At 33.8% G+C, this 24,084-nt stretch carries 23 protein-coding genes and 6 pseudogenes; 11 read left to right on the top strand and 18 right to left on the bottom strand.

Annotated features, from left to right (window positions below; all coding sequences use genetic code 11):
- Positions 1-63: 63 nt before the first annotated feature.
- From ACQ9BO_RS21950 to ACQ9BO_RS21925, 6 genes and pseudogenes are all read right to left on the bottom strand, one after another.
- A pseudogene (locus ACQ9BO_RS21950) lies at positions 64-521 on the bottom strand (sensor of ECF-type sigma factor).
- A 16-nt stretch (positions 522-537) separates the two neighbouring features.
- Positions 538-762 (bottom strand): hypothetical protein, encoded by a 225-nt coding sequence (locus ACQ9BO_RS21945; protein WP_431242472.1) that lies wholly within the window; start codon positions 760-762, stop codon positions 538-540.
- A gap of 14 nt (positions 763-776) precedes the next feature.
- Positions 777-959, bottom strand: a complete 183-nt coding sequence (locus tag ACQ9BO_RS21940; protein ID WP_431242471.1) for a hypothetical protein — start codon at positions 957-959, stop codon at positions 777-779.
- Complete coding sequence (locus ACQ9BO_RS21935) at positions 946-1,533, bottom strand: RNA polymerase sigma factor (protein ID WP_431242470.1); 588 nt, start codon at positions 1,531-1,533, stop codon at positions 946-948. The genes ACQ9BO_RS21940 and ACQ9BO_RS21935 overlap by 14 nt, the downstream gene beginning before the upstream one ends.
- A 58-nt stretch (positions 1,534-1,591) precedes the next feature.
- The gene (locus ACQ9BO_RS21930) at positions 1,592-2,809 is read right to left on the bottom strand and encodes an SRPBCC family protein (RefSeq protein ID WP_431242469.1); all 1,218 of its coding nucleotides are present in this window, start codon (positions 2,807-2,809) and stop codon (positions 1,592-1,594) included.
- A 196-nt stretch (positions 2,810-3,005) separates the two neighbouring features.
- Positions 3,006-3,185 carry a hypothetical protein gene (locus ACQ9BO_RS21925; RefSeq protein WP_431242468.1) on the bottom strand — a complete coding sequence of 60 codons (180 nt, stop codon included), beginning with the start codon at positions 3,183-3,185 and terminating at the stop codon, positions 3,006-3,008.
- Positions 3,186-3,266: 81 nt separating this feature from the next.
- Between ACQ9BO_RS21925 and ACQ9BO_RS21920 the strand changes: the two genes are divergently transcribed.
- Entirely contained in the window at positions 3,267-3,647 is a 381-nt protein-coding gene (locus ACQ9BO_RS21920) for a hypothetical protein (RefSeq protein WP_431242467.1), read from the top strand.
- Between the two features lie 60 nt (positions 3,648-3,707).
- Here the strand turns inward: ACQ9BO_RS21920 and ACQ9BO_RS21915 are convergent, their stop codons facing one another.
- Positions 3,708-4,778: a branched-chain amino acid aminotransferase gene (locus tag ACQ9BO_RS21915; protein ID WP_431242466.1), complete on the bottom strand. Its 1,071-nt coding sequence runs from the start codon at positions 4,776-4,778 to the stop codon at positions 3,708-3,710.
- 310 nt (positions 4,779-5,088) lie between these two features.
- On the opposite strand from ACQ9BO_RS21915, the gene mnmD reads away from it, so the two are divergent.
- Positions 5,089-5,754 carry a tRNA (5-methylaminomethyl-2-thiouridine)(34)-methyltransferase MnmD gene (gene mnmD / locus ACQ9BO_RS21910; RefSeq protein WP_431242465.1) on the top strand — a complete coding sequence of 222 codons (666 nt, stop codon included), beginning with the start codon at positions 5,089-5,091 and terminating at the stop codon, positions 5,752-5,754.
- Positions 5,755-5,918: 164 nt separating this feature from the next.
- On the top strand, positions 5,919-6,116 hold the full coding sequence (locus tag ACQ9BO_RS21905) for a hypothetical protein (RefSeq protein WP_026730370.1): 198 nt from the start codon (positions 5,919-5,921) through the stop codon (positions 6,114-6,116).
- Positions 6,117-6,147: 31 nt separating this feature from the next.
- Here the strand turns inward: ACQ9BO_RS21905 and ACQ9BO_RS21900 are convergent, their stop codons facing one another.
- Positions 6,148-6,669 carry a LysR substrate-binding domain-containing protein gene (locus ACQ9BO_RS21900; protein WP_431242464.1) on the bottom strand — a complete coding sequence of 174 codons (522 nt, stop codon included), beginning with the start codon at positions 6,667-6,669 and terminating at the stop codon, positions 6,148-6,150.
- An 89-nt stretch (positions 6,670-6,758) separates the two neighbouring features.
- Positions 6,759-7,094: a LysR family transcriptional regulator gene (locus tag ACQ9BO_RS21895; protein ID WP_431242463.1), complete on the bottom strand. Its 336-nt coding sequence runs from the start codon at positions 7,092-7,094 to the stop codon at positions 6,759-6,761.
- A 106-nt stretch (positions 7,095-7,200) separates the two neighbouring features.
- Between ACQ9BO_RS21895 and ACQ9BO_RS21890 the strand changes: the two genes are divergently transcribed.
- From ACQ9BO_RS21890 to can, 3 genes are all read left to right on the top strand, one after another.
- The gene (locus tag ACQ9BO_RS21890; RefSeq protein WP_132989911.1) at positions 7,201-7,680 is read left to right on the top strand and encodes a Dps family protein; all 480 of its coding nucleotides are present in this window, start codon (positions 7,201-7,203) and stop codon (positions 7,678-7,680) included.
- 461 nt (positions 7,681-8,141) lie between these two features.
- Positions 8,142-9,815 carry a SulP family inorganic anion transporter gene (locus tag ACQ9BO_RS21885; protein WP_431242462.1) on the top strand — a complete coding sequence of 558 codons (1,674 nt, stop codon included), beginning with the start codon at positions 8,142-8,144 and terminating at the stop codon, positions 9,813-9,815.
- A gap of 120 nt (positions 9,816-9,935) precedes the next feature.
- Entirely contained in the window at positions 9,936-10,571 is a 636-nt protein-coding gene (gene can, locus ACQ9BO_RS21880) for a carbonate dehydratase (protein ID WP_431242461.1), read from the top strand.
- A 37-nt stretch (positions 10,572-10,608) separates the two neighbouring features.
- On the opposite strand, the pseudogene ACQ9BO_RS21875 reads toward can, so the two are convergent.
- Together ACQ9BO_RS21875 and ACQ9BO_RS21870 are read right to left on the bottom strand one after the other, a co-directional pair.
- Positions 10,609-11,810: pseudogene (locus ACQ9BO_RS21875) on the bottom strand (LETM1-related biofilm-associated protein).
- A gap of 109 nt (positions 11,811-11,919) precedes the next feature.
- The gene (locus ACQ9BO_RS21870; protein ID WP_431242460.1) at positions 11,920-12,447 is read right to left on the bottom strand and encodes a superoxide dismutase family protein; all 528 of its coding nucleotides are present in this window, start codon (positions 12,445-12,447) and stop codon (positions 11,920-11,922) included.
- A 213-nt stretch (positions 12,448-12,660) separates the two neighbouring features.
- Here ACQ9BO_RS21870 and ACQ9BO_RS21865 point away from each other — a divergent pair, with 213 nt between their 5' ends.
- The 5 genes from ACQ9BO_RS21865 to ACQ9BO_RS21845 all read left to right on the top strand — a co-directional run bounded on the left by ACQ9BO_RS21865 (position 12,661) and on the right by ACQ9BO_RS21845 (position 15,165).
- Positions 12,661-13,086: an META domain-containing protein gene (locus ACQ9BO_RS21865; protein WP_431242459.1), complete on the top strand. Its 426-nt coding sequence runs from the start codon at positions 12,661-12,663 to the stop codon at positions 13,084-13,086.
- A 37-nt stretch (positions 13,087-13,123) separates the two neighbouring features.
- On the top strand, positions 13,124-13,645 hold the full coding sequence (locus tag ACQ9BO_RS21860; RefSeq protein WP_431242458.1) for a DUF4251 domain-containing protein: 522 nt from the start codon (positions 13,124-13,126) through the stop codon (positions 13,643-13,645).
- A gap of 97 nt (positions 13,646-13,742) precedes the next feature.
- Entirely contained in the window at positions 13,743-14,597 is an 855-nt protein-coding gene (locus ACQ9BO_RS21855; RefSeq protein ID WP_431242457.1) for a transporter, read from the top strand.
- An 80-nt stretch (positions 14,598-14,677) separates the two neighbouring features.
- Positions 14,678-14,890, top strand: a complete 213-nt coding sequence (locus ACQ9BO_RS21850; protein ID WP_431242456.1) for a hypothetical protein — start codon at positions 14,678-14,680, stop codon at positions 14,888-14,890.
- Positions 14,891-14,940: 50 nt separating this feature from the next.
- The gene (locus tag ACQ9BO_RS21845; RefSeq protein ID WP_431242455.1) at positions 14,941-15,165 is read left to right on the top strand and encodes a hypothetical protein; all 225 of its coding nucleotides are present in this window, start codon (positions 14,941-14,943) and stop codon (positions 15,163-15,165) included.
- Positions 15,166-15,294: 129 nt separating this feature from the next.
- Here ACQ9BO_RS21845 and ACQ9BO_RS21840 read toward each other — a convergent pair whose 3' ends face one another.
- From ACQ9BO_RS21840 to ACQ9BO_RS21810, 7 genes and pseudogenes are all read right to left on the bottom strand, one after another.
- Positions 15,295-15,933, bottom strand: a complete 639-nt coding sequence (locus ACQ9BO_RS21840) for a glycoside hydrolase family 18 protein (RefSeq protein WP_431242454.1) — start codon at positions 15,931-15,933, stop codon at positions 15,295-15,297.
- Positions 15,831-16,334, bottom strand: a complete 504-nt coding sequence (locus ACQ9BO_RS21835; RefSeq protein WP_431242453.1) for a glycosyl hydrolase family 18 protein — start codon at positions 16,332-16,334, stop codon at positions 15,831-15,833. The genes ACQ9BO_RS21840 and ACQ9BO_RS21835 overlap by 103 nt, the downstream gene beginning before the upstream one ends.
- A gap of 219 nt (positions 16,335-16,553) precedes the next feature.
- Positions 16,554-18,363, bottom strand: a pseudogene (locus tag ACQ9BO_RS21830) (acyl-CoA dehydrogenase family protein).
- A gap of 239 nt (positions 18,364-18,602) precedes the next feature.
- Positions 18,603-19,783: pseudogene (locus ACQ9BO_RS21825) on the bottom strand (thiolase family protein).
- A gap of 105 nt (positions 19,784-19,888) precedes the next feature.
- Positions 19,889-22,278: pseudogene (locus tag ACQ9BO_RS21820) on the bottom strand (3-hydroxyacyl-CoA dehydrogenase NAD-binding domain-containing protein).
- Positions 22,279-22,326: 48 nt separating this feature from the next.
- A pseudogene (locus ACQ9BO_RS21815) lies at positions 22,327-22,784 on the bottom strand (MarR family winged helix-turn-helix transcriptional regulator).
- A gap of 221 nt (positions 22,785-23,005) precedes the next feature.
- Complete coding sequence (locus tag ACQ9BO_RS21810) at positions 23,006-24,043, bottom strand: helix-turn-helix transcriptional regulator (RefSeq protein WP_431242452.1); 1,038 nt, start codon at positions 24,041-24,043, stop codon at positions 23,006-23,008.
- Positions 24,044-24,084: the final 41 nt, after the last annotated feature.

Here is a 24,084-nt window from a genome sequence, read left to right as displayed (position 1 = left end):
CAAGCCCCCTAAATAATAAAGTAAGTATTATTATATAGGGGGCTTGTCGCTGTTGTATTTTATTTAATCTTTTCCTGCTTTATCTCGATATTGTTTTAATAATTTTCGATTAAAATCGTCTTCAGATTTTTTGAGCTTTAATATTTTTTTGCTGAAAGTATCTTTTTTAAGTTTGAATTGTATTTCTCACGCAAAAGATATAATTCTTTGTCTGTGCTTTCCATTTGTGCAAGCACGACTGCGACTTCTTTTTCTGAAATTGAATTGATATTGTCATCATCTAAGCGTTCCATGTACGCTTTCATTTTTTGATGCCTTAATTCAAATTGTTTGTCATCATAAGCATTATAGATAGGCCAGAATTTTTCAGCTTCTGAAGGAGTCAGTTCTAACTCGGTTGTTAAAAAAGAAACTTTATAAGCTTTAATCTTTTCGCGTTTTTCATCCATTTTCCCTCCTTGGGCGTAAAATGAAAAGCTTATCATGAACAAAATTATCGGTAGTATATTTTTGATCTTCATCTTTTAAGTTTTGTTTTTATTCAGAAATTAAGTGTTCGATGTTAGGATTTGATGCTAGAATATCTTCAAGAGTTTCATCTTCAATAGCAACATTTTTATTTAGTTTTTGAATGTCTTTCGTATCTAGATTCTGAATCAGGTCATATTGATTCAAATTCGATTGATAGGATAAATAGGTTTCTAAAGTAGCTTCGTCAAGTTCTTTAGAAGTGTCATTGTAATTATTGACAATAGGAATCATCAGTGCAAAAACAATTACCGCGTACCGCAGACAATTGAAATCACATTTTTGCGTTTGTAAAACGGTATTACTTTTACTTCAACTTCTTTTTCGTTAATCTGCTGTAAAACTTTTGCCGATAAATCATCAAAATAATGCTCTGGAGTTTTAAATCCAGATTTGATTTTCGGTTCGTTTTCTAATTTAAATGCTTTCATAATGTCTATAAGATAGTTTTTTTACAAAAGGTTTAATTTGATGTAACATATAATTCAATTTTTTTACCGCATGATGATAAGATGCTTTTAAAGCGCCCACTGAAGTTCCTAAAATTTCAGCTATTTCTTCATACTTCAATTCTTCAAAATATTTCATCTTAAAAACCAATTGCTGTTTTTCGGGCAAAGTGACAATGGCTTTTTGGAGCTTGATTTGAATTTCATCTCCATCGAAATAAACATCCGATTTTAGATTTTCGATAGTTTTTGTTTGTAAAGCTTCGGATGTCAGGCCACTTAATTTTGCTTTTTGATTTAAAAATGTCAAAGCTTCATTAGTTGCAATGCGATACATCCACGAAAAAAGCTTGCTTTCTCCTTTAAAATTTTTTAGATGTTGAAAAACTTTTACAAAAGTATTCTGTAAAACATCATCCGTATCATCATGATCCAAAACAATGTTTCGGATATGAGAATACAACGGTCTTTGATAATCAGACAAGAGTTTTTGAAACGCTGTGTTTTGCGTTTTCGGATTTAATAATTGTTGTATAAATTCCTTCTCGTCTGTCAAACTTCTTCATTTATCCTATTAGAATGAATTTTAAGCTAAAGGTTTAATGTCCTTTGTTTTAGAACTCATCTTCTTCTGGGGTCGTTGTAGGTGTAGTAGGTTTTGGCGCCGCAGGTTTTGGTTTTGCCGGTTTTTTTACAACAGGTGCTGTTGTTGCTGGGGTTGCAACTGCAGGATCTGTAGTTGTCGTAGTTGTCGCCGATGGATCTGTTTGAGTATTATATGGATCAGAAACTGGAGCTGTTACAGGCACAACTTTTGGTTTTGTTGGAAAATAAATTTCAGTAAGTAATTTAGATGGGCTTTTGGTGTCTAATTTGCTTACAGTTAAAACCTCTAAATGTGACCAGCTTAAATCTGGTACGATTTTTTGATTGTTGATGTATGCCGTGCTTTTGCCAATAGCTTCAGCTGTATGCGAATAATCACCAGTCAAAGTTGTTTTTACAGCTTCAAATCCATTCAATTTGCCTGATAAGATATCGCTTCCAGAACTGATCGAAATTTCTTTATTTATTGGCAAACAAATCGAAATTTTTGCCAATCCAGTTGTGGTATCGTAAGTATGGTAAATAATAAAAGGTTTTCCGGTAGTTTGTAAAGCATTGGTCTCGCTAAAGCGAATAAGCTTCGGAATTACAATTCTTGCATTTTTAGTTACTTTGGCAATTTCACTTGTAAAAGTTTGCTTGATATATGGCGTTTCTGTTTTTTGAACCACACCATCAACCTTTATATTGTATGTTTTAGTTTCGTAATCAAGATTTTTGTCAATGTTTGCTAAACTCTTTTCGTAAATGGTTCCAATAACTTTGTCTGAACCTCCATTTAATGCCGTGTATATTTTGAACAAAAAACTCATTGTTCCTTTTGCTTTCCAAGTAACTTTTGTTTTTCCTGCCAAAGTATCTTTGAAAGTCCAGTTTACATCAGCTTCTGTTCCGTCATATTTCATTTTTTGTTGAATGCTCTCGCCATCTTTTGTTTTTAGCGTAATAGCATTTCCGGCACCTTCTGTTCCTGTCCAGTAAAATGAAGCTCCATTTCCAGCCGTTTTGTTTGGGAAAGTGAAATTTAATGAAGGATCTTCAACCGCCCAAGATTCAAAATCTTCATAATTTCTAAAATCATTGATGTAGTTATAAACTGTCGCTTTTGGTGAATTGATCACTTTGCTTCTTTCTACAGAAAAAATGCCTTTTTGAGTAGCAACAAAAACAGTAAGAGCAACTAAGCTTAATAATGATAAAAGAAATAAATATTTTAGAATCTTCATTTGGGTAGATTGTTTGGTGTCGTAAAGTTATAAATTTTTATTACTAGTCACACTAAAAATAGCATCGCGATAAAAGTACACTTTATAAATTATTTTGATCAAAAAATATTCAAATTAAACGTTATTGAAAGCGTTTAATTATAATTTTTGAAATTTATTTTATGTAAGTAGAAATCAAGATTTGAGATTTATCTTTTTAAAAGATTTTGATCACAAATAAAATAGCGATGAAAAGTAAAAACACCAGCAAAACTTTGTAATTTCCTTTGTAGAATATTTTATGAAGCGCCAGGTCTTTTCGATATGCAAATATCATAACGATTACAAAAGCAATAAAAAAGCAGACTCCGAATATTATTTGTCCTTGACTAAACATAGTTAAAATTATTTTTGGCAAATTTAGAGAATTGTACACGAATTGTTACTAATTTGCCAATTCATTTAATCAATTAAAAACATGAAGAAACAACTGGATGCAGTAACTGAATTTCACACTGCTTTTAAAATAGGCCACAGTCAGACTCCAATTGCTGATTTGGGAGCAACAAAAAAACTGCTTCGTTATAATTTGATGAAAGAAGAAAACGAAGAATATCTTGAAGCGGTTCAAAATAATGATATTGTAGAAATTGCCGATGCTCTTGGCGATATGATGTATATTTTATGCGGAACAATAATTGAACACGGACTTCAAGACAAAATTGAAGCTGTTTTTGATGAGATTCAGCGTAGTAATATGAGTAAACTTGGCGAAGACGGCCAGCCTATCTATCGTGAAGATGGAAAAGTAATGAAAGGCCCGAATTATTTTAAGCCAGATTTTTCGAAATTATTATAAAAATACAAAACCCGATAAATTTTAAATCTATCGGGTTTCTTTATTTATTGTGGTTTTGGATTATTGTACTTTAACTGTCCATCCGTACGTATCTTCAGAAAGTTTGTTTTGAAGACTAGTTAGTTTTTCTTTTAAGAAAGAAGCATATGAATTTTCAATTGGAGCCATTTCATAATATTCATCTTTATAAGAGAATCCTTTGATAACGCTGATTACTGCGGCAGTTCCAGCTCCAAAAATTTCTTTTAAAGATCCATTTTTAGCGACTTCAACTAATTCTGAAACAATAACTGGACGAACTTCTACATTAAGGCCTTCTTTTTCCGCCATTGCGATCAAACTTTTTCTAGTTACACCATCTAAAATTCTTTCGCTTGTTGGAGCGGTCAGTAATGTATCGTTAATTCTGAAGAAAACGTTCATTGTTCCCGCTTCTTCTAATTTTGTGTGCGTTGCATCATCAGTCCAAATAACTTGTTGGAAACCATCTTTGTTTGCCAAGTTAGTTGGGTAGAATTGAGCAACATAGTTTCCAGCGACTTTTGCGGCTCCGATACCACCATTTGCGGCTCTACTGTAATGTTCAGCAATAATAACTTTTACTTCGCCTCCATAATATGCTTTTGCAGGAGAAAGCAAGATCATAAATTTATATTCATCAGAAGGATTTGCGATTACTCCAGGTCCTGTAGCAATCATGAAAGGACGGATGTACATACTTGCTCCGTTTCCTCTCTGAATCCATTCTTGGTCGATTTTCAATAATTCATTTAAACCTTCCATAAAAATATCTTCTGGAACTTCTGGCATTGCCATACGAACTGCAGAATTGTTGAAACGTTTGTAGTTTTCATCAGGTCTGAACAACCAAACATCATTATTTTCATCTTTGTAAGCTTTCATTCCTTCAAAAATAGCTTGACCATAATGAAAGACTTTTGATGAAGGATCCATTAAAATTGGTGCATAAGGCTTAATGACCGGAGTCTGCCATTGTCCATTTTTGTAATCACATTCAAATAAATGGTCTGTAAATACAGCACCAAAGCTTAAGTTTTCAAAGTCTACAGAGCTTATCTTAGAAGAAGTAGCTTTTCTGATTTCAATTTTGCTTGTTTGAGTTGTACTCATAATTATGTAAAGTTTTATCGAATTGAATTCTTAACAGATGAATTTATAACGTAGTGATCTGCTGAAGAATAGTTTTTTGTTGAATGCAAAATTACGGAAAAATATGTAATTTCCTTGGTAAAACCGCATTAATTCCTGTGTTTGACTGAGATTTATTTATCTTATAATAAACCTAAAATTTTAAGTAACTTTTATAAAGAATTTATGAAAAAACTGCGGTTTTTTAAGGCTTTACGCATTAGTTTTGACTAAATTTGATGACTAAAACAGACTGAAAATCAGTAAAACACCATTGTAAAATTCGAAAATCGTGAAAAGAGAAATAATTAAAACGCTAGATGGCTCAACGACAATTCATTTGGAAGAATGGAATGAAAGCTATCATTCAAAACATGGTGCAATACAAGAAGCCAAACATGTTTTTATTAAAAACGGACTTTCCTTATTTGAAAATAATCCGGTAGCGATTTTAGAAATTGGTTTTGGAACTGGTTTGAATGCTTTTATTACTTTTTTAGAATCAGAAAGAAAACAGCAGATTATTGATTATGTTGGAGTAGAGGCGTATCCGGTAAATGCTGAGGAGGTTTTAGCGATGAATTATGTTGCCGAATTAGAGGCATTGGAATTTGACAACATTTTTGAGAAAATGCATAAAAGTGAATGGAACGAGAAAACCGAACTTAGCGGCACGTTCTCGTTAACCAAAAGGAAACAATTTTTTGATGAAATCGACGATTTTGAAACTTTTGATTTGATTTATTTCGATGCTTTCGGATATCGGGTGCGACCTGAGTTGTGGAGCGAGGAAATATTTCAAAAAATGTACAATAGTTTAAAACCAAAAGGCGTTTTAGTTACATATGCGACTCGCGGAGTTGTTAAAAGAAATATGATTTCGGTTGGGTTTACTGTCGAAAAATTGGCTGGTCCTCCAGGAAAACGAGAAATGTTTCGCGCTTTTAAAAACACTTAAATCAATTATTTAGAATTGTTCTACATTGAGTTATATGTTTTAAGAAAACGTATTCGTTGATAAAGTTTTTAAAAAAATAGTTAAAAAGAGTCGTTATAAAGGTTATTTGTTTAAATTTGGTGCGAGTTTAAAAAATTAGATAACCCCAAAAATCTTATTTTATTATGTCAAAAATGATGTTTGATTACACGAAATCAATACTTGAGAGAGTAAGTTTCGATCCGGTGCTTTTCTGCAAAGAGTTAGAAAAAGCTATCAAAACACTGTTACCTTACGAAATGGAGCAATTACAAGAATGGTTGTTAAGTTTTGTAATCGAAAAACCAGAATTAAAACAAAGTCTACTACTGATAAAAGTATAAAAGAAAAGGAGCCAAATTGGCTCCTTTTTTATTACGCTTTCTTTTGCGGCGGACTTATGATTTGAACATTCTGAAAAACAATTGCACCTTTTACAACACCGGCAATTGTAGATCGGAGGGCATCAATGATTTGCATTTTTAATTCACTTTTAGGGTAAATCAAACTTACTTCTCGAGCAGGTTTTGGTTCCTTAAAGTTTCGAAGTTTCAGTTTATCGGATTCTTTCAAATCCAAGGTGTGCAAATACGGAAGTAATGTTGTACCAAGGCCTTCGTCTGCTAATTTAATTAGAGTTTCAAAACTACCACTTTGAATCTGGAAATTAGTTTGATCGATATCAGAAACGCTTTTGCAAAGATTTAAGATTCCGTCTCTGAAGCAATGCCCATCTTGTAAAAGGAGGATTTCATTTAGATTTAAGTCTGCAACTTCAATTTCTTGTTTTTCAAAACTTGCATGATGTTCAGGAATATAAGCTACAAATGGCTCGAAGTATAAAACAATTTCTTTTATTTTTTCATCTTCAAGTGGTGTTGCCGCAATTGCGAGCATCAAGATGTCCGTTTTTTAATTTTATAATAATTTCTTCTGTATTAAGCTCTTCGATTAAAAGCTTAACCTTTGGATATTTTTTGATGAAATTATTCAAAAACATTGGCGATGAGCGTAGGCATAATCGTTGGTATAATTCCTAAACGGAATTCACCGCCAATAAAACCTTTTTGTTGTTCTACAATATCTTTGATTCGGTCTGCTTCGTTTACAATGTTTTTGGCTTGGCTTACTATTTTTTGTCCAATATCTGTCAGCTGAATTGGTTTTTTGCTTCGATCAAAAATCAAAATATTCAGTTCCTCTTCAATTTTTGAATCTGCATGCTTAAAGTAGGTTGTGTTACGAAACACTTTTCGGCAGACAAGAGTAAAGTTTTTATGTTCGGCAACAGCTAAAACATATTGCAATTGAGTTATAGTCATATTGATAGTAATTTTTGATGCAAAAATAAGAAAATATAATTTTTATTTATATAATTTTTTCTGAACTTACTTTAAATTTGTAGTAAATTAGTGTAAAAAATAGATTATGAAAACAAATATTTTAGGATTACCAGTAAAAGAATCAGAATTGTTAGTACAAGAATTGAATATTTTATTATCCAATTTTCAGGTATATTATCAAAATTTAAGAGGAATTCATTGGAACATTCGCGGAAAGCGTTTTTTTGATCTTCATGTGAAATTTGAAGAATTATATACAGATTCACAACTTAAAATCGATATGATTGCTGAAAGAGTTTTGACCATTGGTGGCACTCCATTGCATACATTTGAAGATTATATCAAACATAATAAATTGACAGTTGGAAAAAATATATCAAATGATGAAAAAGCTGTTCAATTGATTGTTCATTCGCTATCAGATTTATTAAAAATAGAAAGAGAAATCTTAAATAAATCTGGCGAAATTAATGATGAAGGAACAAATTCTATGATGAGCGACTTTATTGCGGAGCAAGAAAAAACAATTTGGATGATGAATGCATGGCTTGAAGAAACGATTTAAGTCTTTGTAAAATAATAGTTTAAAAGCAGAACGGCATACAAATTGCGTTCTGCTTTTTTGTTTATGTTAAATTTCTATAAAAAAAACTTTGATTTTATTTCTTTAACGCTATTTTTGCCTCAATGAAATTAGTTGCTCGCATATTATTATTCATATTTATTGCTTTCTTGGCAACACCAACTGTGGTCACGCTATTGAAGAAAAGCAATGATACGTCTATGTTTTTCAGTTTTTCTGAAGAGGAGCACTCGCATAAAGAACTTAAGGCGACTGTTTACCCAGCAATACTTCAGCATGAGGTAATAGTGCCAGTTTATATTGAAAAAAAGACCATAGCGTCTGAAAATATTGTAAAATTAGAGAATATCTCTCCGAGCATTTTCGCTCCACCACCCAACTTAGCATAATACTTCCGATTATCTTGAACTGAACTGCATTTGCATAAATGCGGTCAATCTTTAATGAATAATTTTTTAGTATTGTGTTATGACAAAAAAATCAATCTTTTTGCTAACCTAAAATCTGATTTTGCCTCAGGTTTGGTGGTTTTCTTGGTGGCTCTTCCGTTGTGTTTAGGTATAGCAATGGCTTCTGGAGCGCCGTTATTTTCTGGAATTATTGCCGGTGTTGTTGGTGGTTTAGTAGTAGGTTACTTAAGCCAATCGCATATTAGTGTTTCAGGTCCTGTCGCTGGATTAACAGCAATTATTTTAACCGCTATTACTGATTTTGGTGCTTTTGATGTGTTTTTACTGTCTGTTTTTATCGCAGGAATAATTCAATTAGCATTAGGGTTTTTGAAGGCCGGAAGTATATCAAATTATTTTCCAACCAATGTAATTGAAGGAATGTTGGCAGGTATTGGTATTATTATCATTTTAAAGCAATTACCGCACGCTTTTGGTTATGATGCTGATTTTGAAGGCGATCAGGCTTTTATTCAAAACGATGGAAGTAATTCGTTCTCGTTTTTATTTGATGTTATTAATCATATTCAATTGGGTGCTGTCGTAATTTCTGCGGTTTCATTAGTTGTACTGCTTGCTTGGGATAGAGTACCATTTTTAAAGCGCTTAAAATTAGTTCCGGGTGCATTGGTTGCAGTTATTTTGGGTGTTGTGCTTAATGAAATTTTTGTTTCATCAGGAAGTTCATTGGCTATTGCAAAAGAACATTTGGTTTCGTTGCCAGTTCCAAAATCTTTTGATGATTTTAAATCGATTTTGATTCTTCCAAATTTCAGCGCAGTTACAAATCCGCAAGTTTGGGTTGTAGCTATTACAATTGCAATTGTAGCTTCTATTGAAACATTATTATGTATTGAAGCTTCGGATAGAATGGATGTTCAAAAGCGTTATACAGATACTAATGTTGAGCTTAGAGCACAAGGAATTGGTAATATGATCAGCTCTCTTTTAGGCGGTTTACCAATGACTTCTGTAGTGGTTAGATCATCTGCAAATAATAATGCAGGTGCAAAATCTAAAATGTCAACCATTATTCACGGCTTGTTTTTATTGATTAGTGTTTTGTCGATTCCGGCAATTTTAAATAAGATTCCATTAGCAACTTTGGCTACAGTTTTAATTTTAGTAGGTTATAAATTAGCTAAACCAGCAACTTTCATGCATTTCTGGGAAAAGGGCAAATATCAATTTGTGCCTTTTATAGCAACATTAGTCTTTGTTGTTGCTACAGATTTGCTGAAAGGGGTTGCGTTGGGAATTATAATCAGTATTATTTTTGTTTTGAGAGGAAACCTAAAAAGAGCTTATATCTTCAAGAAAGAAGAATATGAAGACGGAGATATTATTCATATCGATCTAGCTCAGGAAGTTTCTTTCTTAAACAAAGTCGCTATCAAACAAACCCTGAATGAGATTCCAGAGAATTCTAAAGTGGTAATAAATGCTCATGATACTGAGTATATTGCGCATGACGTTTTGGATTTGATTCGCGAGTTTAAAGAAACCCGCGCTATCGACGAAAACATCAAAGTAAAACTGAAAGGTTTTAAAGAAGCATACGAGTTGGAGAACACGCCAGATAATAATAATCATGTTACAATTGAACATTATTACGACGTTGCCAAAAGAGCTTTGGTGAAAAAAGAAACAATAAAAGAAGGATTTTAAAACAAATAATAAAAATTAAAGTATTTCTATGACATAGGAAATGTCAAAATTTAGGTAACTTTACATAAGTTCTTTTTGATGCACTTGTGCAATAGAAATACCATTCAAAAAATAAAAAAAATGAGAAAATTTTATGAGCAGTTATTAGAAAACAATAAGAAGTGGGTTGAAACTTCATTAGCAAAAGATCCTAATTATTTTGCGGATTTGGCTAAAGGGCAACAGCCGCCATTATTGTGGATTGGATGTTCTGACAGCCGTGTTCCTGCAAACGAAATTGTTGGAGCAAAACCAGGTGAAGTTTTTGTACATAGAAACATTGCAAATATGGTTGTTCACTCTGATATGAACATGTTGAGTGTATTAGATTATGCGGTAAATGTTTTAAAAATCAAGCATATTATTGTGTGCGGACACTATGGATGCGGTGGTGTAAAAGTCGCTATGGGGAATCAATCAGTTGGTATTATTGACAACTGGATTCGTCATATTAAAGATGAATACCGTCTGCATGATAAATACTTGAATTCAATTGAAGACGAAACAGAGCGTTTCAATGCTTTTGTTGAAATCAATGCTAAAGAGCAAGTTTACAATTTGGCTAAAACATCAATTGTTCAGGGAGCTTGGAAAAACGGTCAGGATTTGATGCTTCATGGATGGGTTTACGGATTAAATTCTGGTTTTGTAACTGATTTGAATGTAACAATCAGTTCAAATGATGAACTGGATTCAGTTTATCAACTAGATTTATAATAGAAAACAAAAAATCGCCTCAAAAGGGCGATTTTTTTTATTCGTTTTCGTCAAGATTTTCATTAAAAGCTGACGGAAGCATAGTTGGAATAAACTTAATCAGAATTGGCAATAGCAAACTTCCTCCAGGAAGTAAAAAGATTGTCAATGACGGAATCGTTTTACAGATGTCCAAAAGCTGTTTTTTTACTTTTTCTTTTCTTTGGCATCCAAATCTCTGGTTGTAGAATAAGCCAAAAGCACCATCAATTCTTTGCTTTGAACAATTTCTTTTACTAGTCGGTTTTTGTTTCTAATTATCAGTTTTACAACCGTATGCGTCATTTGATCGTAAAAATGTTTTACCGGATTTGAATAATTAAAATACGGGATTTTCTTTTTATGAGTTGTAATGAATGCGTTGGTCGTTTCAATGCTTTTTGTAACAAAATCATCCGAAGTATTCATCATCGAACCTAACGAATATAGGAAATAAGCTTCTTCATTCTCTACAACGCCATCACTCCATAAAGCCATTCCAGCCATATCGATTAAATAATAGTGCTCTAGCGTATTACTGAAATAATCCAAAGATAAAGTTTCAAGAGTTTCAACAGTAACTTTCGAAAATTTAGAATAACGAATAGAAGCTTCGAAAAGTTTTATCAATAAATCGTCGTGCTGTGATTTGACGGTTTTTGTTTTTAATGCAAGCCCTACAATTCCTAAAACGGTTTCTTCAATACGTTTTAAATATTTTTCAGGAATTGAGCCGTGTTCCAAATATTGCCTAAAAGCCAAAACATCAATAAACAATAAAGCATTAGTAACTAAATGCGAAAAGTTTTTACTGATGATACTGTCGTTTGTTTGAACTCTTTGGTCAATTATGTTTTCTAATGAAAGAGAAGGAGTGTCTTTTGGAAGCAAAATTTTAAACAAATTAAATCCTTCTGGATTCATTTGGTTGTAGAATTTTAAAGCTTCAGAAATAAAATTGTTTGGTTCAGAATTTCTTTTTTCTAAACAAAAAACATGATACAAAGTATTTAGTAACGCAACTTTTGAAATTTCGGTCTTGAACCAGCCTTTTATTGGAATAGGAATGTGCGAATCAATAGCAATGATATGTCCATATATAAAACCAGTTTCTCTTACTTTATAGTAGAAAGAATCTGTAGTTTCAAAAGGAATAGCTTCTGAAAACTTTTGTTCGCTAAAAAACTTATCTATCCAGCCTGGTGCCGATGCGTTGATCATTAACTTTAATTTGAAAATGCAAAGCTAATTTTTTTCTTGTCTTAGGATTCATTTAAAATGAAATAACCACTAGATTTTGTGAAAAAATAGTGGTTATTGCAATTTTTTATTATTTGATGATTCCAGTGCAAGCAACTCTACCACCTGCATTTCCAGTAGGTTGCGTTGTGAAATCATCTGTTCCTTGGTGCACGATCAATCCTTTTCCTAAAACATCTTTGGTTGCATCGCCACAGCCAACACACCATTCGTCTGTTGTTAAAGTGATTGTTCCGTTTCCTTTTGCATCTGCAGTAAAGTTCCCGATATCGCCTTTATGGTATTCGCCAACTCCCCATTTTCCATGTTTTTTGAAAGTTGGATTCCAGTGTCCTCCAGCTGAACTTCCGTCTGCGGCAGAACAATCTGATTTTTCATGAATGTGGATTGCGTGAACGCCAGGCTGTAATCCGGCAACTTTTGCAACAAAGGTTACTTTTCCATTTTTCTCTGTAAAAGTAGCAGTTCCGCTAACGGTACTGTTGCTTTTTGGCTCCAAATTTACAGTCAAAGTTTTGGCGTCATTTGATTTTGTATTGGTCTTACAGCCAATGACTAAGGCTGTAATTATAGCGAAAGAAACAATTGCTTTTTTCATATTAGAGGCATTTAAATTAATAATTAAGTAAATTTAACATAAAAAAGCCGATAAAATTTAGTCTAAAAGTTAAATAAATCTAAAACTATTAAGAGTAAATTAATGACGCTTTGAGCACAAAACACAAAAATATTGCTTAAATTCGTATAGCTTTTTAACGAAAAATTTCCCAAGTCTCGTTTTATAATTCATTAATTTTTAATGCTTAACGTTATGATGAAGAATTTTTTTACCCTTGTTTTCTTTGCCGCAATGCTAATTTCATGCAAATGCCAAAAAACAGATTCAGTTTCGAAACTAGATGGAAACTGGGAACTAAATTATATTACTGGTCCCCGAATAACTTTTGATGGTTTGTATCCAAATAAAAAACCGACGATCAATTTTAATACAAAAGAAAATCAGGTTTCAGGAAACAACAGTTGTAACTCTTTTACAGGAAAATTAGTTCTTGACGGCAATAAAATTGATTTTACGCAACCAATGGCAGTCACAAAAATGATGTGTATGGATGGGCAAGGAGAGCAAGTTTTTATGAGCACGCTTCAAAAAATAACATCGTATGATATTACCGATGACGGAAAAACTTTAAATTTTATTTCTGGAGATATTGCTATGATGCGATTTACCAAAAAATAAAAATCATTCTATTTTAACTCTATTAAATTTATATTTTATGTCAGTTAAATTATCCATTTTATTAGTGTTATCCTGTTTCTTGAGTTTTTCTGTTTTAGCACAGGAAAAATCCAAAAAAGAACTTAAAGCAGAACGCGAATTGCAAAAACAAAAAGAAATCGAAGCTTTAATTGATTCTAAAAATTTTGTTTTTGAAGCCCAAAAAGCTACTCCGCAAGGAGGAAGACTTTTAAATCTAGATTACAATACTTATTTTTTGAAATTCAATGAAACAAAAACAACCTGCGATCTTCCATTTTTTGGACGAGCTTACAATGTGGCTTACGGAGGCGATGGCGGAATTAAATTCGAAGGAGTTCCTGAAAATATCAAAATAGATAAAAGCAAAAAAAAGGTTACTGTGAAAGCTACCGTAAAAGGCAAAGATGATGTTTTCGATCTTTTGTTTACTATTTTTTCTGATGGAGGAGCTTCTTTATCGGTCAGCAGTAACAATAGGGCTCCAATTTCTTATGATGGTGAAGTGCACCCACCTAAAACTGATGAGATTAAAAAGTAAGAGTTATAATTTAACGGTTTCGCCAATTCTTTAATTTATGCCAAAAAAATACTGTTCTGTTTTTCCGAAAAAATACTTCTGCGTAACACTTTTTTTATTGACAATTATAAATTATGGTCAAGATTTAGAACCAAGAGCTTATGCCAATGTGCCCAAAAAGTTAAATGTAGCGGCGCTTGGATATGTCTTCATGGATGGAAATGTTGTTACTGAACCTTCTTTGCCCATTTCCGATTTTAAAATTCAGAGTCATAATATTGCGGCGAGTTATGTCAGGACTTTTGGTTTGGCAAATAAGTTAGCGCGTATTCAAGTTTCACTTCCGTTTACTTTCATGGATGGTTCTGCTTTAGTTGCCGGCGATATGGTGACGGGTTCAAGAACTGGTTTTGCTGATACAAAAGTGCGTTTTGGAATCAATTTGCTTGGCTCTCCTGCACTTGATAAAAGTGAATTTAGATCTTTTCAGCAAAAAACAATTTTAGGGGTTAGTTTGGTAACCTCAATTCCTACAGGAAGATATTATGATGATAAGCGAGTGAATATTGGGACAAACCGTTGGGGAATAAAACCCGAAATTGGTGTTTCGAAACGATTCGCGCATGTATATGCAGAAGCTTACGGAGGAGTTTGGTTTTATACCGATAATAATGATTTTTTAGGAAAAAAGATGGAACAAAAGCCTACGTATAGTTTGCAGGCACATGCGAGTTATTATTTTAAAAATCAAATGTGGATTGGTTTTAATACAACTTGGTTTTTTGGAGGAAAAACAATAATTGACGGTATTCCCGAAGCTAGCCAAATTGATAATTGGAGAGTAGGTGGTACATTTTCGACACCAATTGCAAAAGGACAATCTATTCGATTTCAATACCATGTTGGGGCTTTTACCAATAACGGACTGGATTATTATGCCTTATCAGCAGTGTATCAATATTCCTTTTTTTAGAACACAACTTAATGGAAAGTCTAAAATCAATATAATTTAAGAGTGCATAATTTTTTAAGAACAAATTAAAAATCAAAACTATGAAAAAGTTAAGTCTTATTTTTATTATGGCTATTGCCACGTTTTCAGTTAATGCGCAGTCTTCATTCAAAGAAGATGTAGAAGTGTTGCAAAGTCTTTACGGAAAATCTAAAAGTGATTTAGTAAAACAATACATGAATTTGTCGGATACTCAAGTCTGCGAGCATTTACTAAAGTATATGATAATTACGAAACAGAACGAAAAGCTTTAGGCCAAACAAAATTTCAGCTTATTAATGATTATGCGGCAAATTATGCAACCTTGACAGATGCCAAAGCAGATGAATTGGCAAAAGGAACTTTAAAAAATCATATTGCTTATGAGAAATTATATGAAAAGACTTATAATCAAGCCAAGAAAGCAATTGGCGCTATAAATGCCGCAAAGTTTATTCAGCTTGAAGTTTATTTGCAAACGATTATTAGAAGCGAAATTTTAGAAGCAATTCCGTTTATCGGAGAATTGGATAAAACGAAGGTTCAATAAAGGACTTTAATTAATCTTTTCAAATAAAAAAACGGCGACTATTTTTTAATAACTGCCGTTTTATTTTTTTAAATTATTTTGCTTTTATGACTTCGTAAATAGCGTTAACCATTCCGTCACGCGTTTTATCTAAGGTAAGTTCCCAAAACATAATGCCTCCCAGTTTTTTTGTTTTGCATATTCTGATTTGGCTTTTATCGATTTAAGATCATCAGATGTTGCGAAAGTTTTGGTTTGAGCATTGTACCAATATGGTGCTTTTGCTTTATCATCCCAGAAGTATTTCCAACCGTTAGCTTCTGTATAAGTTGTATCATAGTTTTTAAAATCAACTCCTTGTGTATGTTCTCCAGCTTGATACAAACCGTTATTGATGTTTTCTACATTTTTCCATTGCCTTGTATAAAATGCACCACCAATAACTAATTTTTCTGCGGGAACACCTGCTTTTAATAAATAAGTTACAGCTCTGTCTGTTGATTCTTCTTTCGGATTTGTACCATATAATGGTGTATGATGCCCAGTAACTTTAGAATATCCGTTTACTAAATCGTAGCTCATAATATTGATGCGATTTACATATGGCGCTACGCCTTTCCAGTCTATAGATTCATCTAAACATTTTTGAAAACCTCCTGCGGCAAAACTCAATTCATATTTTTTTCCTAATGTTGAACGTAGAATTTTAAGAAGATCAGTAAAATTTGGTTTATCCGCATGACTTGATACAAATGCCCCGGAAGACCTTCTATAGATGGATATTCCCAATCTAAATCTAATCCATCAACCTTGAAATAGTTGCTTACTTCTTTTACTGATTTTGCAAATTTCAAACGACCTTCTGGAGTTGAAAAAGCGACTGAACAAGGTTCACAACCTCCCCATCCACCAAGTGAAAGAACGATTTTCAATTGTGGATTTTTTGCTTTTAAAGCAACCAAATGTTTAATTGTTAAAGAATCTTTAGGAGAATCCACGCTTAATTTGCCATCTCTTAAATGGCAAAAACTGAATATAATTTGGTCCAATTTATTGACTTCATATTCATCAATAAGCTTAGAATCACCAGTATAATAAGCGATAATGTCGAGTTTTTTGTTTTTCTGTGCGAATGAATTTGTGGATAGCACCAGAAAAAATAAAATTGTAATTAGGTTAAGTTGTTTCATGTTTTTAGTTTTTTAGAATGCTAAATATAATGGAATGTATTTAATATTTAACTATACTAAAACGTTTTAATTTCAATTTTAACGAATTATTTGCAAATCACTGCAAAAATATTGCGCTTTTCAGGTTCTGTGTTTCAGATGAAAACAAAAAAATAAACCCGCACAGTTTCGGACTTGTGCGGGTTTATAACAAATTAAAAGCTAAAAACTATCTTTATATTAGAAGCAGTATGTATCTTCTGCTACTAATTTTGTCGCAATTTTTTCTCTAAGTGCCACAACATTTGGCAGATTAGTATATTTAGTGAAACGTTTAAGTCCCATTAACATCATGCGTTGTTCGTCACCTTCAGCAAAAGAAGCAATTCCTTCTTTTCCTCTTAAGTTTACGATATCAACCGCTTTATATAAGTATAATTTTGCCATAGCGATTTGCTCTTGAACTTTATCTTCACCTTGAGCTTTCGCTAATTTTTCAGTTCTCAAAATTGTACTTTCAGCCATGTAGATTTCGATTAAGATATCAGAAGCGACCATCAATAATTGTTGGTGAGCATCTAATTCTGGACCGTATTTTTGAACAGCGCTTCCTGCTACCATTAAGAAAACTTTCTTAAGGTTAGCGATAATTCCTTTTTCTTCAGAGAATAATTCAGAGAAATCTGGAGTGTCAAAAGATGGAATTCCCATTAATTCTTCTTGAACTTTCATTGCTGGCCCAAGTAAATCAACGTGTCCTTTCATTGCTTTTTTGATCAACATACCAACAGAAAGCATTCTGTTGATTTCGTTTGTTCCTTCGTAGATACGAGCGATACGAGCATCTCTCCAAGCACTTTCCATAGGAGTATCTTCAGAGAATCCCATTCCACCAAAAATCTGAATTCCTTCGTCAGAACAAGATTGAACGTCTTCAGAAACTGCTACTTTCAAGATAGAACACTCAATAGCATATTCTTCAACACCTTTTAATTCAGCTTCTTGATGACTTGTTCCTTCTGCTTCACGTGCGGCGATTCTGTCTTCGATGTCTTTTGCGAGCACGGTAAGAAGCACTTTCTCCAGCGTAAGCGTTAGTAGCCATTTCAGCTAATTTAGAACGGATAGCTCCAAAAGATGAAATAGAAGTATTGAACTGAATTCTTTCATTAGCATATTTTACAGCTCCAGAAGTAACTCTTCTTTGAGCATCAAGACATCTTGCATGACCAATTTAATACGACCAACATTTAAAGCATTCATTGCAATTTTGAAACCGTTTCCTCTTTCAGACAACATGTTTTCAACAGGAACTTTAGTATCGTTGAAGAAAACCTGACGAGTAGAAGAAGCACGGATTCCTAATTTATGCTCTTCTTCATTCATAGAAATTCCGTTTGAAGGATCGTTTTCTACGATGAAACCTGTAATATTTTTATCATCTCCAATACGAGCAAAAACGATGAAAACAGCCGCAGAAACCTGCATTCGAAATCCACATTTTTTGTCCAGTAATAGAGTAGTATTTTCCGTCTTCAGATAAAACTGCTTTTGTTTTTCCTGAGTTAGCATCAGATCCTGCGCCTGGCTCAGTTAAGCAATAAGCTCCAAACCATTCTCCAGAAGCTAATAACGGAACGTATTTTTTCTTTTGTTCTTCAGATCCGTAAAGTGTAATTGGCATAGTTCCAATTCCTGTATGCGCACCAAAAGCAGTAGAGAATGAACCAGTTGCCCCAGAAATGTAGTCGCAAACTAACATTGTAGAAACAAATCCCATTCCTAATCCGCCGTATTCTTCTGGAACCGCAACTCCAAGAAGTCCAAGTTCTCCAGCTTTGCGCATAGAAGCTTCTGTATACGCATAATCTTTTTTCTCAAAACGATCTTTATGCGCCCATAATTCTTTGTCAACGAACTCTTTTACAGAGTCACGCATCATTAACTGCTCTTCAGAGAAATCTTCTGGTGTGAAGATATCCTCGCATTTTGTTTCTTTAACTAAAAACTGACCACCACGAGTCACGTTTTTTTCGATTGTATCTGCCATTGCTAATGTTTTTTTGTATGTTTTTTATTTTATAACCTTTTATAATTTAGTATTTCCGGCTTTTTTGTCATTCCGAGGAACGAGGAATCTCCGCAAGTAGCTCTACAAAGATTATCAGCTGTGTGGAAAATCGTCGCGGAGATTTCTCCTTCGTCGAAATGACAAACTGAGTGGTTACTTTGTGGAAATGCTAGTGTGATTCTTCGTTCCTCAGAATGACAAACATTGTGTATACTTCCTTATAATACCTCGTAGATTCCAGCGCTTCCTTGCCCAGTCCCCACACACATAGAAACGATTCCGTATTTGTTACCTCTGCGTTTCATTTCGTCGAATAACTGAACAGAAAGTTTCGCTCCAGTACATCCTAGAGGGTGTCCTAAAGAAATTGCTCCTCCGTTTACGTTTACGATTTCCGGATTTATGTTTAACTCGCGAGTTACAGCTAAGGCTTGTGAAGCAAAAGCCTCGTTTAATTCGATTAACTCGATATCATTTAATGTTAAACCAGCTTGTTTTAAGGCTTTTGGAATAGCTTTTACAGGACCAATACCCATGATTCTTGGTTCAACACCAGAAGATGCAAAGTTTACCAAACGTGCAATTGGCTCAAGATTTAATTCTTTTACCATTTCTTCGCTCATAATTAAAACGAATGCGACACCGTCGCTCATTTGAGAGGAGTTTCCAGCTGTTACACTTCCGTCAGCGGCAAAAACGGGTCTTAAACCTGCTAAAGCTTCTTTAGAAGTTCCTGCTCTTGGACCTTCGTCTTTGTTTACAACGTATGATTTGGTTTCTTTTTTCCATTTTCGTTGATGAAAGTCTGCTCAACAGTAATTGGAACGATTTGTTTGTCGAATTTTCCTTCTGCTTGTGCTTTCAAAGCTTTCATGTGAGAGTTGTAAGCAAACTCATCTTGATCTTCTCTTGAGATTTTATATTGGTTAGCAACCGCTTCAGCCGTTAAACCCATTCCCCAGTAGTAATCTTCATGACCTTCAGTCGCAACTTTATAATCCGGAGTTGGTTTGTAACCTCCCATCGGAATATAACTCATACTTTCTGCACCACCAGCGATGATACAATCTGCCATTCCTGATTGGATTTTAGCAGTCGCCATTCCGATAGTTTCTAATCCAGATGCACAGTAACGGTTTACTGTTACACCAGGAACGTCTTCAACTTTTAATCCCATCAAAGAGATCAAACGTCCAACGTTTAGACCTTGTTCCGCTTCCGGCATGGCGTTTCCTACCATAACGTCATCGATACGTTTTTTGTCGAAATCAGGCAGTTCATCCATCATAAACTGAATGGTTTCTGCGGCTAATTCATCAGGTCTTTTAAATCTAAAAACACCTTTTGGAGCTTTTCCAACTGCTGTTCTATATGCTTTTACTATATATGCTGTTTTCATTTGTTTTTGTTTTTTTAAGATTTTTTAGAAGAAAGAGGCAAGAGGCAAGAGAAAAGACAAAACTTTGTTTTGAAGTCTTGCTTCTTGCTTCTTTCATCTTATTCTCTAATTACGAAGCGGTTTTCCTTTAGTTAACATATATTGAATACGCTCCAGAGTTTTTCTTTCTGTACATAAACTCAAGAAAGCTTCACGTTCGATATCTAATAAATATTGTTCAGATACTAAAGTTGCTTCAGATAAATCACCTCCAGCCATTACGTAAGCCAGTTTGTTAGCGATTTTCTTGTCGTGCTCAGAAATGTATTTTCCAGCTTGCATTTGATCTGTTCCAACTAAGAACATACCTAAAGCTTGTTTTCCTAAAACTTTAATATCATTTCTTCTGATAGGCTGTGTATAACCAGCTTCGGCCATTAACAATGCATGTTTTTTAGCTTCAGCGATCTGACGATCTTTGTTTACTACAATAACATCTTTTCCATGTTGAAGAAGTCCAGTATCAAAAGCTTCATAACCAGAAGTCGAAACTTTAGCCATAGCGATTGTTAAGAAATACTCTTGAAGAACATTCAATTCCACGTCGTTTTTGCGGAATAAATCTGAAGCTCTTAAAGTCATTTCTTTTGAACCACCACCACCAGGAATAACTCCAACTCCAAATTCAACTAATCCCATGTACGTTTCTGCAGCAGCAACCACTTTATCAGCGTGTAAGCTCATTTCGCATCCACCACCAAAAGTCATTCCGTGAGGTGCAACTACAACTGGAATAGAAGAGTAACGAACACGCATCATAGTATCTTGGAACAATTTAATTGCCATATTCAATTCGTCGTATTCCTGCTCAACTGCCATCATGAAAATCATTCCGATATTAGCTCCAACAGAGAAATTTGCGGCTTGGTTTCCAATAACTAAACCTTGATATTCTTTTTCAGACAAGTCGATTGCTTTATTGATAGCCTGAAGTACATCGCCACCAATTGTATTCATTTTAGATTGGAATTCTAAGTTCAAGATTCCATCTCCTAAATCCTGAATAATTGCTCCACTATTGCTCCAAACTTTTTTGCTTTCGCGAATGTTGTTTAGGATAATGAATGAATCTTGTCCAGGAACTTTTACTTGTGATTTTGTTGGAATGTTATAGAAATAAGTCGCTCCTTCTTTTACAGAATAGAAACTTTTGCTTCCAGAAGCCAACATTTCGTTTACCCATGCGACAGGCTCTAAACCTTCCGCTTTCATGATTTCGATTCCTTTTTCAACACCAATTGCATCCCAGATTTCGAATGGACCATTTTCCCATCCAAAACCAGCTTTCATAGCGTCGTCAATTTTGTAGAATTCGTCTGTGATTTCAGGAACTCTGTTTGAAACGTAAGCAAACATTCCAGCAAAGCTTTTGCGGTAGAATTCTCCCGCTTTGTCTGTTCCTTTTACTAAAACTTTAAAACGATTAATAGGTTTGTCGATAGTTTTAGTTAATTCTAAAGTTGCAAAATTTGCTTTTTTTGCGGCTCTATATTCTAATGTATCTAAGTCTAAAGAAAGAATATCTTTATCTACTTTTTTGTAAAAACCTTGTCCAGTTTTGCTTCCTAACCAGTTATTCTCCATCATTTTGTTGATGAAATCAGGAAGTTTGAACAATTCGTGTTGTTCGTCGTTCGGGCAGTTTTCATAAATACCATTGGCAACGTGTACCAAAGTATCCAATCCAACAACGTCAACGGTACGGAAAGTAGCCGATTTTGGGCGACCAATTACTGGGCCAGTCAATTTATCAACTTCTTCAATTGTTAATCCCATTTCTTTCACTAAGTGGAATAAACTCTGGATTCCGTAAATACCAATTCTGTTTCCAATAAACGCCGGAGTATCTTTAGCAACAACCGAAGTTTTTCCTAAGAATTTAGATCCGTATTCGTTTAAGAAATCCAATACTTCAGTAGAAGTTTTTGGACCAGGAATAATTTCAAATAATTTTAAGTAACGCGCAGGGTTAAAAAGTGTGTTCCGCAGAAGTTTTGTTGGAAATCTTCGCTTCTTCCTTCACTCATAAAATGAATTGGAATACCAGAAGTGTTAGATGTAACTAAAGTTCCCGGTTTACGGAATTTCTCGATTTGTTCAAAAACTAATTTCTTAATGTCTAAACGCTCAACAACAACCTCGATAATCCAGTCAACATTAGCAATTTTTGCCATATCATCCGTCGTATTTCCAGTCGTGATTCGGTTTGCGAATTTCTGACTGTAAATAGGAGATGGTTTCGATTTTAATGAATTCGCCAAGTGCTCGTTTACCACTCGGTTGCGAACAGCTTTACTTTCAAGAGTTAATCCTTTTTTAGCTTCAGCCTCGGTCAATTCGCGCGGTACGATGTCAAGAAGTAAAACTTCAACACCAATATTAGCAAAATGACAAGCTATACCTGAACCCATAATTCCGGATCCAATTACAGCAACTTTTTTAATTGTGCGTTTCATATTAGTTATTATTTGTTTTTTTACAGAATCAGGACAATCAAAAATTGATTATTTTTCTTCTGTGTTTTCTGTTTGATTAAATATGTTTTTATCGTGAATCAGTTCGTTGATGATTTCAGAAACTTCGATAAAATGTTTCAGTTTTTCTTCCGAAACATGTTTTCGAACCGTTTCATTAAACTTTAGAACTGTATTTTTAGATAAATCTCTTTTTCTTTTCCAAATTCGGTCAGATAGATCAAAACGCCTCGGCCGTCACTTGGGTTTTTCTTGCGAACAATTAAACCTTTTTCTTCCATAGATTTTAAGGTTCTTGTTAAGCTGGTGGCTTCCATTCCCATTCTTGGGCCAAGAGCCGTTGACGGAGTTCCTTCTTCCTTGTCCATACTTAAAAGAGCAAATCCTGTTGCCATTGTGGCATCGTACTTTGCCGCTTCTTCGTTATACATTCTTGAAACAGCTTGCCATGTCGCTCTCAAAATATAATCTATCGTTTTGTCTTTCATAGGTAACTATATCGATTTCAAATATAATTAAAAAATACTATGCATGCATATTATTTTTAAATAAATTTTTGGTTAATTAAAAAATGTCTTTGGTTTCTAGGGTTTTATGGTTAAATTTTAACTGAAATATACTATTCTTTTTTGAAATTTTAACAAAATTCATGCGGTAAAAAATCTTTTTTGATTTTAAAACGAGGTTTAATTCGGTATTATTCAAAAAATTATAGGTTTAATTCAGTATTATTTCCAGGTTCGTATCTGGAAATTGCTTTTTGAAGGATTTTTTTCATTCTGTTTCGAAGGTATTCGGGACGGAGAACTTTAATTCCGTCGCCAAAACCTAATAATATACGTTCCATTTCATAATTAGGCAAAAGAAAAATGTGTACAATAATACTATGATCTTCATTTTCTTTAATTAATCGCTGAGACGGATGCAAAGGTTTTGTCAAAACATACGGTGCATTTACAGCATCAATCCAAAGTTCGATTCGTCTGGGTTTTAATCCCGAATTAACGGTAACGCCAATTACATTTTTATAATAAGTATCAGCATCAAAATCTTCTTCTATATATGGAAGGTTAAAATCGTAGTCAATCGAAATAATTCTATCCAATGCTAAATTTGTAATGGGTCGCGATGCTTTTTTCTTTCCGACTAAAAACCATCGATTATTGAATTCCTTCAATATAAAAGGATGAAAATGGAATTTCGTTTCTTCTCTGGATTTAAAAGATTTATAAGTAATTATCAAAACCATCTTTTTGATAATTGCCTGATAAATTTCATCCAGATAATGTAAACCTTTTAAATTCTCATTTTTATCCAAATAGATTACTGGCTTTGTATGTGATTTTTCGGCGTAGATTTTGTCCTCCAACCGCTGTAGAATATCTGATACATCATTAAAAAGAGAAAAATCTTTAAATTGTTTCAACATCGAAACCGTTTCAGTCAAAACATTCATATCAGTTTCCGTCAGCGGAATATCGGTTATCGAAAAATCTTCGTCTTCATATTTATAATACTTTTTATCGTAAACCACGATTGGTGCATTATAACCGAGTTTTTCACTTCGCATCAGCTGAATATCCATTTGAATGGTTCGCTTGCTGATTGGGTTTTCTCTTCCTTCATATTCAAATAAAGCTTCAGAACAACATTCGATTAAATCTTCCAGAGTCCATTGCCGGTATTTATTTTGCAGACATTTATCGATTGTCTTGTACCGAATTAAGGCGTTTTTGTTTTGTGACATTGTTATGTTGTTTTTGGGCGTGTCCCTCCGGGCCGGGCTTT

The sequence above is a fragment of the Flavobacterium sp. P21 genome (genome assembly GCF_050632225.1).
In the GTDB taxonomy this organism is placed as follows: Bacteria; Bacteroidota; Bacteroidia; order Flavobacteriales; family Flavobacteriaceae; genus Flavobacterium.
Note: the sequence above shows the minus strand (reverse complement) of the source record. Positions and strands in the feature narration are given on the sequence as shown.

What these genes read in the sequence shown, in the direction of transcription:
- ACQ9BO_RS21945 (WP_431242472.1), bottom strand. Translation starts at nt 762, where the DNA reads ATGATTCCTATTGTCAATAATTACAATGACACTTCTAAAGAACTTGAC.
- ACQ9BO_RS21940 (WP_431242471.1), bottom strand. Translation starts at nt 959, where the DNA reads ATGAAAGCATTTAAATTAGAAAACGAACCGAAAATCAAATCTGGATTT.
- ACQ9BO_RS21930 (WP_431242469.1), bottom strand. Translation starts at nt 2,809, where the DNA reads ATGAAGATTCTAAAATATTTATTTCTTTTATCATTATTAAGCTTAGTT.
- ACQ9BO_RS21925 (WP_431242468.1), bottom strand. Translation starts at nt 3,185, where the DNA reads ATGTTTAGTCAAGGACAAATAATATTCGGAGTCTGCTTTTTTATTGCT.
- ACQ9BO_RS21920 (WP_431242467.1), top strand. Translation starts at nt 3,267, where the DNA reads ATGAAGAAACAACTGGATGCAGTAACTGAATTTCACACTGCTTTTAAA.
- ACQ9BO_RS21915 (WP_431242466.1), bottom strand. Translation starts at nt 4,778, where the DNA reads ATGAGTACAACTCAAACAAGCAAAATTGAAATCAGAAAAGCTACTTCT.
- ACQ9BO_RS21905 (WP_026730370.1), top strand. Translation starts at nt 5,919, where the DNA reads ATGTCAAAAATGATGTTTGATTACACGAAATCAATACTTGAGAGAGTA.
- ACQ9BO_RS21900 (WP_431242464.1), bottom strand. Translation starts at nt 6,669, where the DNA reads ATGCTCGCAATTGCGGCAACACCACTTGAAGATGAAAAAATAAAAGAA.
- ACQ9BO_RS21895 (WP_431242463.1), bottom strand. Translation starts at nt 7,094, where the DNA reads ATGACTATAACTCAATTGCAATATGTTTTAGCTGTTGCCGAACATAAA.
- ACQ9BO_RS21890 (WP_132989911.1), top strand. Translation starts at nt 7,201, where the DNA reads ATGAAAACAAATATTTTAGGATTACCAGTAAAAGAATCAGAATTGTTA.
- ACQ9BO_RS21885 (WP_431242462.1), top strand. Translation starts at nt 8,142, where the DNA reads ATGAATAATTTTTTAGTATTGTGTTATGACAAAAAAATCAATCTTTTT.
- can (WP_431242461.1), top strand. Translation starts at nt 9,936, where the DNA reads ATGAGAAAATTTTATGAGCAGTTATTAGAAAACAATAAGAAGTGGGTT.
- ACQ9BO_RS21870 (WP_431242460.1), bottom strand. Translation starts at nt 12,447, where the DNA reads ATGAAAAAAGCAATTGTTTCTTTCGCTATAATTACAGCCTTAGTCATT.
- ACQ9BO_RS21865 (WP_431242459.1), top strand. Translation starts at nt 12,661, where the DNA reads ATGATGAAGAATTTTTTTACCCTTGTTTTCTTTGCCGCAATGCTAATT.
- ACQ9BO_RS21860 (WP_431242458.1), top strand. Translation starts at nt 13,124, where the DNA reads ATGTCAGTTAAATTATCCATTTTATTAGTGTTATCCTGTTTCTTGAGT.
- ACQ9BO_RS21850 (WP_431242456.1), top strand. Translation starts at nt 14,678, where the DNA reads ATGAAAAAGTTAAGTCTTATTTTTATTATGGCTATTGCCACGTTTTCA.
- ACQ9BO_RS21835 (WP_431242453.1), bottom strand. Translation starts at nt 16,334, where the DNA reads ATGAAACAACTTAACCTAATTACAATTTTATTTTTTCTGGTGCTATCC.
- ACQ9BO_RS21810 (WP_431242452.1), bottom strand. Translation starts at nt 24,043, where the DNA reads ATGTCACAAAACAAAAACGCCTTAATTCGGTACAAGACAATCGATAAA.